9 protein-coding genes are annotated in these 13,978 nt (G+C 62.7%); 2 read left to right on the top strand and 7 right to left on the bottom strand.

Going from position 1 to position 13,978, the window contains the following annotated elements:
- Positions 1-364 precede the first annotated feature (364 nt).
- The 3 genes from J3B00_RS23705 to J3B00_RS23695 all read right to left on the bottom strand — a co-directional run bounded on the left by J3B00_RS23705 (position 365) and on the right by J3B00_RS23695 (position 6,428).
- Positions 365-2,776 (bottom strand): glucose/quinate/shikimate family membrane-bound PQQ-dependent dehydrogenase, encoded by a 2,412-nt coding sequence (locus tag J3B00_RS23705; RefSeq protein ID WP_209872855.1) that lies wholly within the window; start codon positions 2,774-2,776, stop codon positions 365-367.
- A 31-nt stretch (positions 2,777-2,807) separates the two neighbouring features.
- Positions 2,808-4,154 carry a carbohydrate porin gene (locus J3B00_RS23700; RefSeq protein ID WP_209872852.1) on the bottom strand — a complete coding sequence of 449 codons (1,347 nt, stop codon included), beginning with the start codon at positions 4,152-4,154 and terminating at the stop codon, positions 2,808-2,810.
- Between the two features lie 222 nt (positions 4,155-4,376).
- Positions 4,377-6,428 carry a TonB-dependent receptor gene (locus tag J3B00_RS23695; protein ID WP_209872849.1) on the bottom strand — a complete coding sequence of 684 codons (2,052 nt, stop codon included), beginning with the start codon at positions 6,426-6,428 and terminating at the stop codon, positions 4,377-4,379.
- A 172-nt stretch (positions 6,429-6,600) separates the two neighbouring features.
- Between J3B00_RS23695 and J3B00_RS23690 the strand changes: the two genes are divergently transcribed.
- Both J3B00_RS23690 and J3B00_RS23685 read left to right on the top strand, forming a co-directional pair.
- Positions 6,601-6,822, top strand: coding sequence for a VF530 family protein (locus J3B00_RS23690; protein ID WP_119138883.1), 222 nt, complete (start codon positions 6,601-6,603; stop codon positions 6,820-6,822).
- The gene (locus tag J3B00_RS23685) at positions 6,823-7,449 is read left to right on the top strand and encodes a Pr6Pr family membrane protein (protein WP_209872845.1); all 627 of its coding nucleotides are present in this window, start codon (positions 6,823-6,825) and stop codon (positions 7,447-7,449) included. It abuts the gene before it with no gap.
- A 141-nt stretch (positions 7,450-7,590) separates the two neighbouring features.
- Here the strand turns inward: J3B00_RS23685 and J3B00_RS23680 are convergent, their stop codons facing one another.
- The 4 genes from J3B00_RS23680 to J3B00_RS23665 all read right to left on the bottom strand — a co-directional run bounded on the left by J3B00_RS23680 (position 7,591) and on the right by J3B00_RS23665 (position 13,925).
- Positions 7,591-8,352, bottom strand: coding sequence for a siderophore-interacting protein (locus J3B00_RS23680; protein ID WP_209872842.1), 762 nt, complete (start codon positions 8,350-8,352; stop codon positions 7,591-7,593).
- A complete protein-coding gene (locus J3B00_RS23675; protein ID WP_209872840.1) occupies positions 8,349-8,882 on the bottom strand; it encodes a PadR family transcriptional regulator in 534 nt (177 codons plus the stop codon). Before J3B00_RS23675 ends, J3B00_RS23680 begins: the two co-directional genes overlap by 4 nt.
- Before the next feature lie 83 nt (positions 8,883-8,965).
- Positions 8,966-12,109, bottom strand: coding sequence for a transglycosylase domain-containing protein (locus J3B00_RS23670; protein WP_209872837.1), 3,144 nt, complete (start codon positions 12,107-12,109; stop codon positions 8,966-8,968).
- Between the two features lie 196 nt (positions 12,110-12,305).
- A complete protein-coding gene (locus J3B00_RS23665) occupies positions 12,306-13,925 on the bottom strand; it encodes an FMN-binding glutamate synthase family protein (RefSeq protein WP_209872834.1) in 1,620 nt (539 codons plus the stop codon).
- Positions 13,926-13,978 lie beyond the last annotated feature (53 nt).

Here is a 13,978-nt window from a genome sequence, read left to right as displayed (position 1 = left end):
GCGACACAAGGCCGCTCCCACAAGGGCGAACCGCAACCGTTCTTGAGACATGCGCTATCCCTGTGGGAGCGGCCTTGTGTCGCGAAAGGGCTGCAAAGCAGCCCCGGCTCACTCAAGCCAGTCCAAATTTCAAAGACCTTGAAAGGGATGGCCGTAAGGGCGGAAGGGGCCAGTGGCGCCACCACATCAAATGGATGAGCCCACAATTCCTAAGCCAGCCAGCCAGCCAGCCAGCCAGCCAGCCAGCCAAGCCAAGCCAAGCCAAGCCAAGAGATATCACCCCCAACAATCCGTTAAGTACAAAAAAAAGCGGGACCGCACAGGCCCCGCTTCTTCTTAACGCTTGCAGCTTGTTTACTGAAGCTTACTCAGCAAGTTTATAAGCGATGATGTAGTCACCCATCTTGGTCCCCAGCGAGCCATGCCCGCCGGCGGTCACCAGCACATACTGATTGCCATCCTTGCCGCTATAGGTCATCGGCGTGGCCTGGCCACCTGCTGGCAGGCGCGCTTTCCACAACTCTTCACCGTTGTGCACGTCATAGGCACGCAGGTACTGGTCAAGGGTGCCGCTGAGGAAGCCAACGCCACCGGCCGTCACCATCGAGCCGCCCATGCTCGGCACACCTACCGGCATGCCGATCGGCACTGGGGTGCTGTCACGGGTGGTGCCATTCTTGTGCTTCCACACAACCTTGTTGGTGAACAGGTCAATGGCCGCCACGTAACCCCAGGCCGGTGCCTGGCACGGTACGCCCAGCGGCGACATGAACGGATGCATGGTCACCGCATAAGGCGCGCCGGTGTTCGGCTGCACACCGCTGGTTTCGCTTTCGCGCTTGCTGCCGGCCGCGACTTGCTCACGCGGCACCATCTTCGACACGAACGCCATGTAGTTAGGCGAGGTGAACATCAATTGACGCACCGGGTCGACCGACACGCTGCCCCAGTTGAACACGCCGACGTTGCCCGGATAGATCAGGCTGCCCTGTTCAGACGGCGGGGTGTACTGGCCTTCGTAACGCAGTTCGCGGAACTGGATGCGGCACAGCATCTGATCGAACGGGGTCGCGCCCCACATGGCCTGTTCGGTCAGGTCCGGGCCGAGCAGGTTGAGGTCGGAGCGGGCCTGGGTCGGCGCAGTGCGATCTCCCTTGACCGCGCCCTGCGGGGTCGGGATCTCGCGGATCGGCACGATCGGCGTACCGTCGCGGCGGTCCAGCACATACAGGCTGCCCTGTTTGGTCGGCACGATAACCGCAGGTTTGACGCCGTCGTCGGTCTTCAGATGGATCAGGGTCGGCTGGCTGCCGACGTCCATGTCCCACAGGTCATGGTGGGTGAACTGGTAGTTCCAGCGCGCCTTGCCCGTGGCCAGGTCCAGCGCGACGATGCCAGCGCTGTACTTCTCGGCACCCGGCGTGCGGTCAGCACCCCATTGGTCGGGGGTCTGGTTGCCCAGGGGCAGGTAGATCATGCCAAGGTCTTCATCGACGCTGGCAATCGACCACATGTTTGCCGAGTTGCGGCTGTAGGTCTTGCCCGGGGCCAGTGGCTTGGTGTCGTCCGGGTTGTTGCTGTCCCAGTTCCATACCAGGTGACCGTCGTGCACGTCATAGGCGCGGATCACCCCGGAAGGCTCGTTGGTCGACTCGTTGTCGGTGACATGGCCACCAATGATCACCAGATCACGGGTGATCGCCGCCGGCGAGGTGGAGTAGTAACCGCCGGCAGTAAACGGGCCGATCCCGCGGGTCAGGTCAATCACGCCTTGATTGGCGAAGCCTTCGCAGACCTTGCCGTTGTCGGCGTTGATGGCGATCAGGCGGGCGTCGGCAGTAGGCAGGTAAAGCCTGCGCGGGCACGCCTGAGCCACTACCTGGCCGGCGTCGGAAATCTTCGGTGCAGGGCTGCCGTCACGGCTGACGTAGCGGTTCTCGTCGTAGTAGGAGACGCCGCGGCAGGTCATGTGGGCGAAGCCCTTGAAGGTGCCTACCGGGCTCTTGACCTGCGGATCGAAACGCCAGATTTCAGCGCCAGTGTCCGGGTCCAGGGCCAGCAGCTTGCTGTGCGCCGTGCACGCGTAGAGCATGCCATTGACCTTCAACGGGGTGTTCTGGTTGGTCAACTCGACCGGGTCGTTGTCGGTCGGCAGATCACCGGTGCGAATGCGCCAGGCTTCTTCCAGGCGATAGGCGTTCTGCGGAGTGATCTGGCGCAGTGGCGAGTAGCGATCACCGTGCTCGGTACGCCCGTAGGCCTGCCATTCACCGTCAGGCATGGACGGCGCGGCGCTGGCCATTTCACTGCTGTCGCGGTTCAGTTCGCCGTGGATCTCGCCTGGGTGCGTGAACTGGCTGGCGACGGCGGTCGCGCCGGAAGCCACCACTGCCACGCTGAGCAGGGCGGTATTGAGCTTGGAAGCAGGGCCGAGCAATGGACGACGCGCCCATGGCAGCAGCAGGAGCACGCCGATAGCGAACCAGATTGCCAGGCGCGGCACCAGTTGCCACCAGTCCAGGCCGACTTCCCACAGCGCCCAGACAGTGCTGGCGAGCAGCACCAGGCCGTACAGGCCGAGGCCGATCTGGCGCCTGGCCAGCAGCAGGGCGCCGGACACGGCAAAGCCCAGACCTGCGATCAGGTAGTAAAGCGATCCGCCCAGCTGGCTCAGCTTGATGCCGCCGGCCAACAGGGCCAGGCCCATCAGCAACAGCAGCACGCCCAGAAGGCGCGATAGCCAGCGGGTTCCATTCTTGGCACCGTCAGTGCTCATCGTAGGTACTCCGTTAGGTCAAGGGTTGGGTTTAAAAACTGCTCTGGATCTTCAGGCCTGCAATCAACGCGTCGTCGACCTGCGACACCCCGCCCGGATGGCGGATGTACTGCAGGTTCGGGCGCACGGTGAGCCAGTTGGCCAGGTGAATGCCGTAATAGAGTTCGGCGCTGTATTCGGTGTCCTGCACTGGCAGGAAGCCTGGATTGTCGTAGTCGTCGAGGCCCGCCACCTGATTGGCCAGGCGGGCGTTCTTACGGTAGCCAGGGTTGACGTGCACGCGTGCAAGGGCGAAGCCGATGTCGTCCTTGGCACGGGCATCGAAAGGCCCCTTGTAAACCAGTCCTGCCTGAACATAGTTGTCGATGGCATTGGTCTTCTTGTCGTGCAATGTGGCATTGGCGAACAGGCTGAGGCCGCGCGACTGGTCGGATGCCTGCGCAGTGACCTGCTGCTGGGCACCGAGCCAGAGGCCGTGCTTGCTGGAACTGCTGCGGTATGCGGCGCCACTGATGGCGGCCGGCTGGCCGTTGCGGTCCTTCAAGACGTCCTGTGCCTTGGCATTACTGTAGTAGTAGCCGGCACGATATTCCCCTGCAAGGCCATTGACCTGTGGGCTCCAGACCAGTTCGATCGGCATCACCGCGCCTTGGGTGCCGCTGCCGCTGAGTTTGAAGCCGTTGCCGGACTCGAGGTTGGACGGGTTCTGCTCGAACACGCCGACCTGTGCATAGAGGCTGTCGCTAAGGTTGTAGCGCACGCGCATGGCCCACTGGCTGACCGGCCAGTTGTACCAGATGCCGCCGACCCAGTTACCGACCTGCGAGCCGCAGAACGCCAGGTTCTGGAAGTCGCAGGGGAAGCTGTTGAAGTCTTCACCCTCACCAAAGCGGCCGAATTTCACATCCAGGGCGCCGTTGAAGTATTTCTGCTTGATCCACATCTGGGTCAGCCGCCAGGTCTGGCCACGGCCCCAGACTTCCTGGGCCGAGGTGAAACCGCCCACCCGCGGATCGTTGATACGGTCGTTGCTGATGTTCTGGCCGTGGCGCTCGGTGATGGTCAGTTGTGCTTCGGTGTCATGCCAGCCGAGGATCTTTTCCAGGTCCAGGTGGCCGCCGAAGGTGAATTGGTCGCTGTAGCGTGCGGTGCGATCGTGGTCGTAGCCGCCGTGCAGGTTGGCGCCCATCTCGCCGGTGTAGCCGAGGGTGAAGTCGTAGCCTTTTTCCAGCAGCTCGCTGCGGGTACCGCCCCAGTCGCCGAGCATCCACGGCGAATCGGCAGCGAACAGTTCGCTGGCGCCGGTGGTGGGCGAGAGGACGCTGAACAAGGTGGCCAAGGCGAGGCCGGAATAACGTGTAGTGGGCAGCTGGAACATGAGATAGCGCTATCTTTTGATTATTGAAAAATACGCAAGCGCATCGGAGAGCAAGGCTCTTCAATGGAGATGGCAGCGGAAGGTTTGGATGAAGCGATTCAGCTTGCGGCGAGGAGGATATAGAGGAAGTTGCAAGAAAAAAAGACAAATTGTCGCAGGGGATTGTTGTTGAAGTTGTAACAATGAGACTGCTGGGGGCGCTCTACGCGCCCCCGCTGGTATTCAGAACGTTGTGCGCACGCCAACTTCAATGCTACGCCCCGGCGCCGGGGCGATGTCGCGCAGGATCGAGCTGGCGTAGCGCACGGTCTGATCCGTCAGGTTTTCACCCCGGACAAACGCCAGCCATTGGCTCTGGCCAACCTCGAAGCGATAGCCAACGCTCGCCCCCAGCGTGGTATAGCCATCGGTGCCGCTCTCGTTCGACGGCGTGCGCCGCTGCGACGCCGCATGCTGCACATCCAGCCGTGCCTGCCAGCGGTCCAGCTCCCACAGCAGGCCGCTGTTCAGGCGCAGCGGCGCGATCCGCGGCAACGGCTCGCCACTGTCGAGGTTTTTGGCCCGGGTGTAGTCGCCCGACAGTTCCAGGGCAAAGCTGCCATAGCGGTTTTCTACCAGTTGCCAACGGTCTTGGGCCTCGATGCCATAGAAGCGCGCCCGCACGCCCTGATAGAGGTACTCCGGGATGTCGCCATGGTCATGATCGTGGTCATGGTCGTGATCTTCTTCGCCATGGTCATGCTCATGTCCCTCACGCAGATTGCCGCTGCCGATCAGGCCGATGTAGTTGCGAAAGTGGCTATAGAACACGCCGACACTGCCCTTGTGCGTGCCATTGTCGAAGCGCAGCGCCAGGTCGGCGGAGATCGCCTTCTCTTTGTTCAGATCAGGGTCGCCCACTTCATAGGCACCCGTGGCCACGTGCGCGCCATTGGCGTACAGCTCGTAGAAGGTCGGTGCCCGCTCGGTGTAGCCGAGGTTGGCCGCCAGCGACCAGACCGGATCGAACTGGTACACCGTGCCGGATGACAGGCTGGCGGCGTTGAAGCTGCTGGCGCTGTCGGCCGCAGCGAAGTCTTCGTTGCCCTTGGCATCCGGGTCGACCCGGGTGTGCTCGAGGCGTGCGCCAAGGCTCAGGTTGAGGCGTTCGCTGGCCTGCCACTGCTCGAGCATGAACAGCGCAAGGCTGTCGGTATCGGTATGCGGGACAAACGCTTCCTCGCCCAGAGCAGAAAACTCGTTGCGGCTGACCTGGGCGCCAATCACCCCTTCGACCGGCCCGATCGGCTGATGCCGGGCCTCGATGCGCGCCTCGTAACCTTTGTTCTTGAAGGTGGTATGCACTTCGCCGCTTTCGATTTCACGGTGCTGGTAATCGGTGTAGCCGGCATCGACCTTGACCGAGCTGAACGGGCCGTCGAGGTCACGCAACTCGGAGGCGAAGGCGTAGTGGTCCTGCTGCATGTCGAGGCGTACCCCGGGCTCGGCCACCGAGCCATAGTTGCTGTCGTAGCGGCTGTAGGACAGCCCGGTGTAGCCGTGATCCCACTGGTAGGAACCGCCAATGGCACCGCCGTCCTGGCGCCCGTCGCTGTTTTCCAGGCGATGGCGGCTACCGGGTTCGTCGGCGCTGCGTAGGTTCGAACTGCGCGCGTGGCCGGGGATGCGCAGGTCATTGAACTGGCGGCTGTTGGCATCCAGGTGCAGGGCGAAGGTGCCGTTGCCGGCTTCCAGCTTACCGGCGCTGCTGCGGGTGGTGTCGGCACCGCCGTAGCGCAGTTCGCCGGCGCCCTGAATGCCTTCGATCGGCGCATCGGGGATGCGATTGTCGAAGGTATTGACCACCCCGCCAATGGCGTTGCCACCATAGAGCAGGGCTGCCGGCCCGCGGATGATTTCGACGCGCTCGACGGTGACCGGGTCGAGCGGCACGGCATGGTCGTACGACAGCGACGAGGCATCCAGCGCACCGACGCCGTTGCGCAGGATGCGGATACGGTCGCCGTCGAGGCCGCGAATTACCGGACGACTGGCGCCAGGGCCGAACCAGGTGGAGGCGACGCCGGGCTGCTTGTTGAGCGTCTCGCCGAGGCTGGAGTGCTGCTGTTGCAGCAAATCGTCGCCTGACAGGACGGTACTGGGTGCGGCAAGTTGAGCACTACCGAGCGGGTTGGCAGTGATGACCTGCGGCTGCAGTTCAACGGCGTGGCCGGGCGTGGATGCGAGCCACAGGGCAGCGGCGAGAGGGGAGAGGCGCAGGGGTGAGGACAGCATGGGAGGGTGACGTTCCTTGGCAGGGTCTTAGTATCGTTACAATATAACATTACTGATCTGCGGTCTGGCCAGAGGATTTGTTGAAAGTCTTCGCCGACACAGGGATCGAATCGCCCGCAAGCGCCTCTACACTCGTGTAATGTGCGCATCTTTTTCATCGCGGGAGCACGGCATGAGCACGGCCAACCACAACGCGCTGCACGGCAAGACCCTGGAGCAGATCCTCACCGAACTGGTCGCGCACTACCAATGGCAGGGGCTGGCCGAGCGCATCGACATTCGTTGCTTCAAGAGCGATCCGTCGATCAAGTCGAGCCTGGCGTTTTTGCGCAAGACCCCTTGGGCGCGCGAGAAAGTCGAGTTTCTCTACATCAAGCTGCAGCGCAAAGGCTGAATGTCACGCCATCCCTGGCTGACCCTGGCGGCGCTGCTCGGCTGGGCGGGGCTGGGCGTGCAGGTCTATCTGGTGCTGGTGGCGCGCTGGCAGGAGCAGGCCAGCCTGATTGGCGGCCTGATCAACGTCTTCGGCTATTTCACGGTATTGACCAATACCTTGGTAGCGACCGTGCTGAGCCATGCGGCGTTTGGCCGTGAATCAGCGGCCCGGCGTTGGTTTCTGTCGCCGGTGGTCAGTTCCGGGGTCGCGGCCAGTATCATCCTGGTGGCACTTGCCTATAGCGTGCTGCTCCGGCACTTGTGGCATCCGCAGGGGTGGCAGTGGCTGGCGGACGAGCTGCTCCACGACGTCATGCCGCTGCTGTTCGTGGTGTACTGGTGGCGGACGGTGCCCAAGGGCTCGCTGCGCTTGCATCATCTGGGGCTGTGGAGTGTGTATCCGGCGGGGTATTTCGCATATGCGTTGTGGCGGGGGCATGAGATCGGGGTGTATGCGTATCCGTTCATTGACGTTGCCCGCCTTGGGTATGGGCGGGTGATGCTCAATGCCCTGGCGGTGCTGGCGGGGTTCTGGGTGATTGGCCTGGTGCTGCTGCTGGTGGATCGCTGGCGGCGGGCTGACTGACGTGTGGCAGTGCCGGCCTCTTCGCGGGGCAAGCCCGCTCCTACAGGATATGCGGTGCCCCCCGCATTCGCGTCATCTGGGTTACCCCAATCCTGTAGGAGCGGGCTTGCCCCGCGAAGAGGCCGGCACTGATACGACTGCTTACGCGTCGTCAGCGCTGCCGTCTTCACGCCAGTAAGCCGCGGCCTTCAGTGCGTCGTCCTGCACGCCCTTCTCCAGCAGCAGTGTCTTGGCCTGGCGCGTCAGCGCTTTCTCCAGTGCGACCCAACTGTACAGCTTGCCTGCAGGCAGGCTCAGGTTGTTCACCAATGCAAGCAGGTCTTCATCCTCACGACGCACCCAGATCACTTCTACCTGGGCCTTGCTTGGCAGTGGCTGGCGCTCGTGTTCATCTGCGATCTGAATGATCGCCAGCACCTGGCGACCCGCCGGCAGCTCATCCAGACGGCGGGCGATGGCCGGGATCGCGGTCTCATCACCGATCAGCAGGTAACTGTCGAAAATGTCCGGCACCACCATCGACGCGCGTGGCCCAGCAATGTTCAGGGTCTGCCCCGGTGCAGCCTGTGCCGCCCATGTGGAGGCGGGGCCGTCGCCGTGCAGGACAAAGTCGATGTCCAGTTCGCCTGCCGCCAAGTCATAACGCCGTGGCGTGTATTCGCGCATGGTCGGCCGCACGCCGCTATCGCGGCCCAGCTGGCGCGCGTCGATGGCAGCTTGCTGTTCGGCGGTCTCGCCAAACAGCAGCTTGACGTGATCATCGCTGCCCAGGCTGACAAAGCCCTCCAGCTCCGGGCCGCCGAGGGTGATGCGGCGCATGCGCGGGGTCACTTCAGTCACCCGCACGACCTGCAGGCGGCGCTGTTTGATTTCGTGATTGACGCGGTGGATGGTGTCACTCATGGGGTGTGCTCCGTAACGCGATCGGCCGGCCCTGTGGCGATGGCCTTGGCGGTTTCATTGAGCAGGTTGCGCACCCGCTCGATTTCTTCAGGGGTCCAGCGGCCGCTGTGCATGTGCAAGGCATGGCGCAGGTTGCCGACGGCTTCATGGATTTCGGGTGGCCGATCATGGCCGCGCAGGGCGCGCTTGCTGACTTCGATGCGCATGCGCACGCCATCGAGGGCGACGGCTTGCTCGGTCAACGCGGCGCGGCCGGCGTCGGTGATCTGGTAGAGGCGCTTGCTGCCCTGGATCTGGCCGCTGATCAGCTCGGCTTCCTCAAGAAAATTGAGGGTGGGGTAGATGACGCCTGGGCTCGGGCTGTAGCTTCCGTCGAACAAGGTCTCGATCTGGCGGATCAGGTCATAGCCGTGGCCAGCTTGTTCGGCAAGCATGGCCAGCAGCAGAAGTTTGAGGTCGCCAGGGGCGAACACCCGAGGGCCGCGTTCACCGCGGCCGGGTCGGCGTTCAAATGGGTCATGGTCACGCATGCAGGCTCCGTCTTTGACGATATATCGTTAGATACTACTCAAGATATATCTTAAGACAAGCCTTAGTTAGTGATGATTATCATCTACATTTTCGATATTGGCTCGCGCCCGGGCAGGTGGGCCAGCTCCGGTGGCTTGCATTCCGTCGCGCTACCTGGCTCCAGATACGGCATGAGAATCGGCGCCATGCCCTTGAGCACCTGCACCGGCAATGCCGAGGTGAACGTGAACGCCTCGGCGCTGCGCCCCGGGACAAATGCGGTCAGCGTGCCGAAGTGGTTGTCGCCCAGGAAGAACACAAAGGTCGCTGTGCGGTTCAACGAGCGCGAGCCGATCAGCCGGCCGCCCGCGCCAAAGCTCTCGATGCGGTTATCGCCGGTACCGGTCTTGCCACCCATCACCAGCGGTGTACCGTCCTGCAGTTTGAAACTGCCCGAGATACGCCGCGCGGTACCCGCATCGACCACCTGCGACATGGCGCCCTTGAGCGCACGCGCCACCTCTACCGGCAAGATCCGCTGACCGCGGTCCGGGTCGCTGATCAGCTTGGTTTCATACGGCGTGTTGGCGGCAAAGTGCAGCGTGTCGATACGCAACGTCGGTAGGCGAATGCCGTCGTTCTGGATGATGCCGACCAGTTCCGACAAGGCCGCAGGACGATCACCCGAGCTGCCGATGGCGGTGGCCAGCGATGGCACCAGGTGGTCGAAAGGGTAGCCGACACGCTTCCAGCGCTGATGGATATCCAGAAACGCCTCGATCTCGACCATGGTCCGGATGCGGCTGTCGCGGGCGCCCTGATGACGGCTCTTGAACAGCCAGCCATACACTTCCTGTCGCTCGAAGCGGCTGGCGTTGACCATTTCGGTAAGGGTCGCGCCGGGATTCTTCAGCAGGTAGCCGAGCAGCCACAGGTCGAGCGGGTGCACCTTGGCGATATAGCCCTGGTCAGGCAGGTCGTATTTACCGGGCCCGTAGGAAACGTACATCTCCGACAGACGTCCATCGGTGAGTTTGGCCAAGGCCTTCTTGTCTTCCTTGCTGTGCGCCCGAACAAAGGCGTTGAAGGTTTCCTGGCCGGCTTCAGGGAACAGGTAGCGGTGTACGGCAGCAAGCCGTTGCGGGGTCACGCGCATGCTGTCGAGGAAGGTATCGAGACGCTGCTGAGACGTCTTGCGCTGGTACTTCTTCCAGAAACGCATGAGGTAGTTGGTGCCTTCGCGGTCGGCAAAGCGCGCCAGATATTCCTGGCGGCGCGGGTCGGCATCGTCCTTGAGCAGCATGGCGCGGTTGAACGGCTGCTGGTAGGTGACATAGCGCACGATGTCGCGCATCAAGCGAATGAACGGCAGGTTGATCGACTCGCGCAGGGCGTCCTTGAGGGTGGGGTTGCGGCCGTTGTCTTCCTTGCGGAAGTTATTGAACACATGCATGCCACCGCCGGTGAAGAACGCTTCGCCGGTATTGGCCGAATACTTGCGCTCGAGTGCCGCGTCGAGCATGGCGTCCAGGCTCTGGTTCTTGCTGTTCTGCATCAGCCATTCCAGCGACCACTGGGTGAGGCGGTCCAGCTCGGCGACTGGCTCCTTCTTCAGCTCCGCAGCCGGTTTGCCGGCGTACTTGTCGTGCAGTTGGGCGATGATTTCCAGGTAGGTGGTGAGCACCCGCAGCTTGGCGGTCGAACCCAGTTCCAGCTTGCTGCCTTCATTTATATCAAAGGCCAGGTCGGTGCTGTCGGTCTGTACGCGCACCCGTGAGCCGTCTTCGGTGCGCTCGAACAAGGTGAAGCTGTAGCGCACCTGGTCAGTGGTCTTGGAGGTCAGCAGGCGCTCGCCGATCAGGCCCATTTGTGCGGCGAAGGCGGGGTCGGAAAGGTTTTTCAGGTACTGGCTGACGTGGGTCTGCAAGTCGGCCTGCAGGGTACTGGTGGCCGACAGGTCAAGGCGATCGAGGTCGTACAGGGGGCGGTTGAGCATCCCGGCGAGACGGTTACGCGCCAGGCTGATGCCTTTGTTGGTGACAATCGGCACGATGGTCGGCTGCGCTACCCAGTCGCGGTACACCGCCTTGCTGGCCAGCGCCGCATCCGCCAGCGGCCGCTCGATAACGTTGGCGGCGGCGAGCACGCGGATGTGCGAGTCGGTCAGTTCGGCCAGCTCGACCCGGCCCTTGGACAGGTAGTGCGAGGGCCGCCGCTGGGCGATCATCAGCGACAGTACCTGACGCAAGGCCAGGCCGCGGGCTGCCATGCTCTGCGCGTCCGTGGCGGTCGAGGTCAGGGCCTGATTGACCTGGTCGAAATCGGCGCCATACCAGACCCGCAATCCTTCAGCCATGCCGTGCACTTCGCCGTGACCCGGTACGGCCGAGAGCGGCACGCTGTTGAGGTAATCACGCACGATGCGCTGGCGCGATTCAGTGGTATCGGGCCCGCCCTGGTAGGCGCGTACGCTGGCGGAGAACATCTGGCGTATTTTCTCGGCGCCCGACACGGTCAGGCCGTCGGGTGAGTGACGGTACTTTTCCAACTGGGTCGCCAGGGTACTGCCGCCCGCCGATTGGCCGGGCAGGGCAAGGTACTTGGCGATCTGGCTGTAGGCCGCCTTGGCAAAGCGCGGCCAATCCACTGCAGGGTTGTTGCGCGGATCCTGTGGGTCGAGCAGGTCGCGGTTCTCGATGAACAGCAAGCTGTTGACGATCACCGACGGGATTGCCGCAAAGTCCGGATACAGATGCTGCGGGTAGTTGTATTGATAGAGCATGTCGCCACGGCAGTCGGTGATCGTCAGGCCGGCCTGGATTTTCTCGACGAAGGGTACGAACAGGCCATGATCGACGTAGTTCATCAGTGCCGGGGAAAACTGCACCTGCTGGCTGATCAGGTAGTCGCGCTTGAGCAGCCGCGGCAGGAATTCACCCAGCGCGCTGTAGCCCAGGCGTTTGTCGAAGGGGCCGTCGCCCGGGTAAACGATGGCATCGCTGGGACCCGCTTCGAGGCTATACGTGAGGGTGCTCGCCAGGCGGCTGAATTCGCGTGATTGCAGGTTGGAGGTCTGCATCTCGTCGTACGCGGCGAAGCCAATGGCAACGATCGCCACCAGCAGGATCAGGATGATCAACCGCCACCAAAGCCGGCGCTGGCGAGGGTTTTTTGGCGCCGGAGCATCAGCCAGATTTTGTTCAGGTTCTTCCGTTCTGGTCGGTTCCGATTGCCACTGTGCGCCCATAGTCTTCAATCCGGCCAAGTATTTTCGTCTAGCTTGCCTGAAGCTTAGACGTTGACCGGATTTGGTGAAAATTTTGTAGGAAGAGTTGGAAAAATTATTGAGGATTCAGAGGTACTTGCGGTTCGAAGGCGGTTTTGTGGTGATTTCGGATGCCTGGCATGGGCTTGTGCAGCGTCCGTGACAGGCATCCTTAACCTCAAGCCGCCACTTCGCTATGCGGCTCGAAACTGTCAGCCCGAGCCAACTGCCACATCCGCGAATAAAACTGCCCATCGACCTCACCGGTCAACAGCTCGCCAGGCTTGAGAAACACGTGCATCTGCGAGAACAGCTTGATCTCGGTCGCCGAAACCCGCCGCACCAGGTGCTTGGCATCCAGCTGCGCAGGATGATCGAGCCCCGCCGCCGCCAGCATCTCGGCCAACGCTCGCAGTGTGTTGCGGTGGAAATGCAGCACGCGGTTGGCCTTGTCTGGTACCACCAAGGCCCGTTGGCGCAGAGGGTCCTGAGTGGCCACGCCGGTCGGGCACTTGTTGGTATGGCAGCTTTGCGACTGGATACAACCAATGGCAAACATGAAGCCACGCGCCGAGTTGGCCCAGTCCGCACCAATCGCCAGCACGCTGGCAATATCGAACGCGCTGACGATCTTGCCGCTGGCGCCGAGCTTGATCTTGTCCCGCAGATTGAGCCCGACCAGGGTGTTGTGCACGAACAGCAAACCTTCGCGAAGCGGCACGCCGATATGGTCGGTGAACTCCACCGGCGCTGCGCCGGTGCCGCCTTCCTTGCCGTCGACGACGATGAAGTCGGGGAGGATGCCGGTCTCGAGCATAGCCTTGGCGATCCCCATGAACTCCCATGGATGGCCCAGGCAGAACTTGAAACCGACCGGCTTGCCGCCCGACAGCTCTCGCAGCTGGGCAATGAACTGCATCAGCTCGATCGGCGTGGAAAACGCGCTGTGGCGCGACGGCGAGATGCAGTCTTCGCCCATCTGAATACCGCGCGTCGCGGCGATCTCTTCGGTCACCTTGTGCTTGGGCAGGATGCCGCCATGCCCGGGCTTGGCGCCCTGGCTCATCTTGATCTCGATCATCCGTACCTGCGGGTTGCGCGCCTGCTCGGCGAACCGCTGCGGGTCGAAGCGACCGTCCGCAGTGCGGCAACCGAAGTAGCCGCTGCCCAGTTCCCAGGTCAGGTCGCCGCCATGCTCGCGGTGGTAAGGGCTGATGCTGCCCTCGCCGGTGTCATGGGCAAAGTTGCCGAGTTTGGCGCCCTGGTTGAGGGCGCGGATGGCGTTGGCACTGAGCGAGCCGAAGCTCATTGCCGAGATATTGAAGATCGAAGCTGAATAGGGCTGGCTGCACTGCGGGCCGCCGACGATCACCCGGAAGCTGGCCGGGTCGGCCAGTGGCGCCGGGCGCATGGAGTGGCCGATGAACTCGAAGCCGGACTGGTAGACGTCGATCAGGGTGCCGAACGGTTTGTCCGAGGCTTCGTTCTTGGCCCGGGCGTAGACCAGCGAGCGTTGTGCACGGGAAAAGGGCAGGGCATCGCTGTCGGCTTCCAGCAGGTACTGGCGGATTTCCGGGCGGATCGTCTCGACCAGGTAGCGGATGTTGCCAAGGATCGGGTAGTTGCGGCGCACCGCGTGGCGCTTCTGCAGCAGGTCGAACAGACCTATAAGGCTGAGTACGGCGGTAGTCAGGGTAAACGGCCAGAGCCATTCGTGGTGGAGCAGTGGCAGGCTGGCGAGGGTGAACAGGACGCATCCGGCGAAGAAGGCGTAGCGGCTGAGAAGTGACAGGCTCATACGTAATCCTTGCGATGGCTCGGTCAGGCTCAGGGCCTGGGGCAAACCCCGAC

Origin of the sequence: Pseudomonas sp. BP8, assembly GCF_017875955.1 — a bacterium.
Lineage (GTDB): Bacteria > Pseudomonadota > Gammaproteobacteria > Pseudomonadales > Pseudomonadaceae > Aquipseudomonas.
The sequence above is the reverse complement of the archived record's forward strand: the minus strand, read 5'-3'. Positions and strand labels throughout refer to the sequence as shown.

Excerpts from the sequence above, each read along its gene's own strand:
- J3B00_RS23690 (WP_119138883.1), top strand. The coding sequence starts at position 6,601 with ATGAGCACGGCCAACCACAACGCGCTGCACGGCAAGACCCTGGAGCAG.
- J3B00_RS23680 (WP_209872842.1), bottom strand. The coding sequence starts at position 8,352 with ATGAGTGACACCATCCACCGCGTCAATCACGAAATCAAACAGCGCCGC.
- J3B00_RS23705 (WP_209872855.1), bottom strand. The coding sequence starts at position 2,776 with ATGAGCACTGACGGTGCCAAGAATGGAACCCGCTGGCTATCGCGCCTT.
- J3B00_RS23685 (WP_209872845.1), top strand. The coding sequence starts at position 6,823 with ATGTCACGCCATCCCTGGCTGACCCTGGCGGCGCTGCTCGGCTGGGCG.
- J3B00_RS23665 (WP_209872834.1), bottom strand. The coding sequence starts at position 13,925 with ATGAGCCTGTCACTTCTCAGCCGCTACGCCTTCTTCGCCGGATGCGTC.
- J3B00_RS23670 (WP_209872837.1), bottom strand. The coding sequence starts at position 12,109 with ATGGGCGCACAGTGGCAATCGGAACCGACCAGAACGGAAGAACCTGAA.
- J3B00_RS23675 (WP_209872840.1), bottom strand. The coding sequence starts at position 8,882 with ATGCGTGACCATGACCCATTTGAACGCCGACCCGGCCGCGGTGAACGC.
- J3B00_RS23695 (WP_209872849.1), bottom strand. The coding sequence starts at position 6,428 with ATGCTGTCCTCACCCCTGCGCCTCTCCCCTCTCGCCGCTGCCCTGTGG.
- J3B00_RS23700 (WP_209872852.1), bottom strand. The coding sequence starts at position 4,154 with ATGTTCCAGCTGCCCACTACACGTTATTCCGGCCTCGCCTTGGCCACC.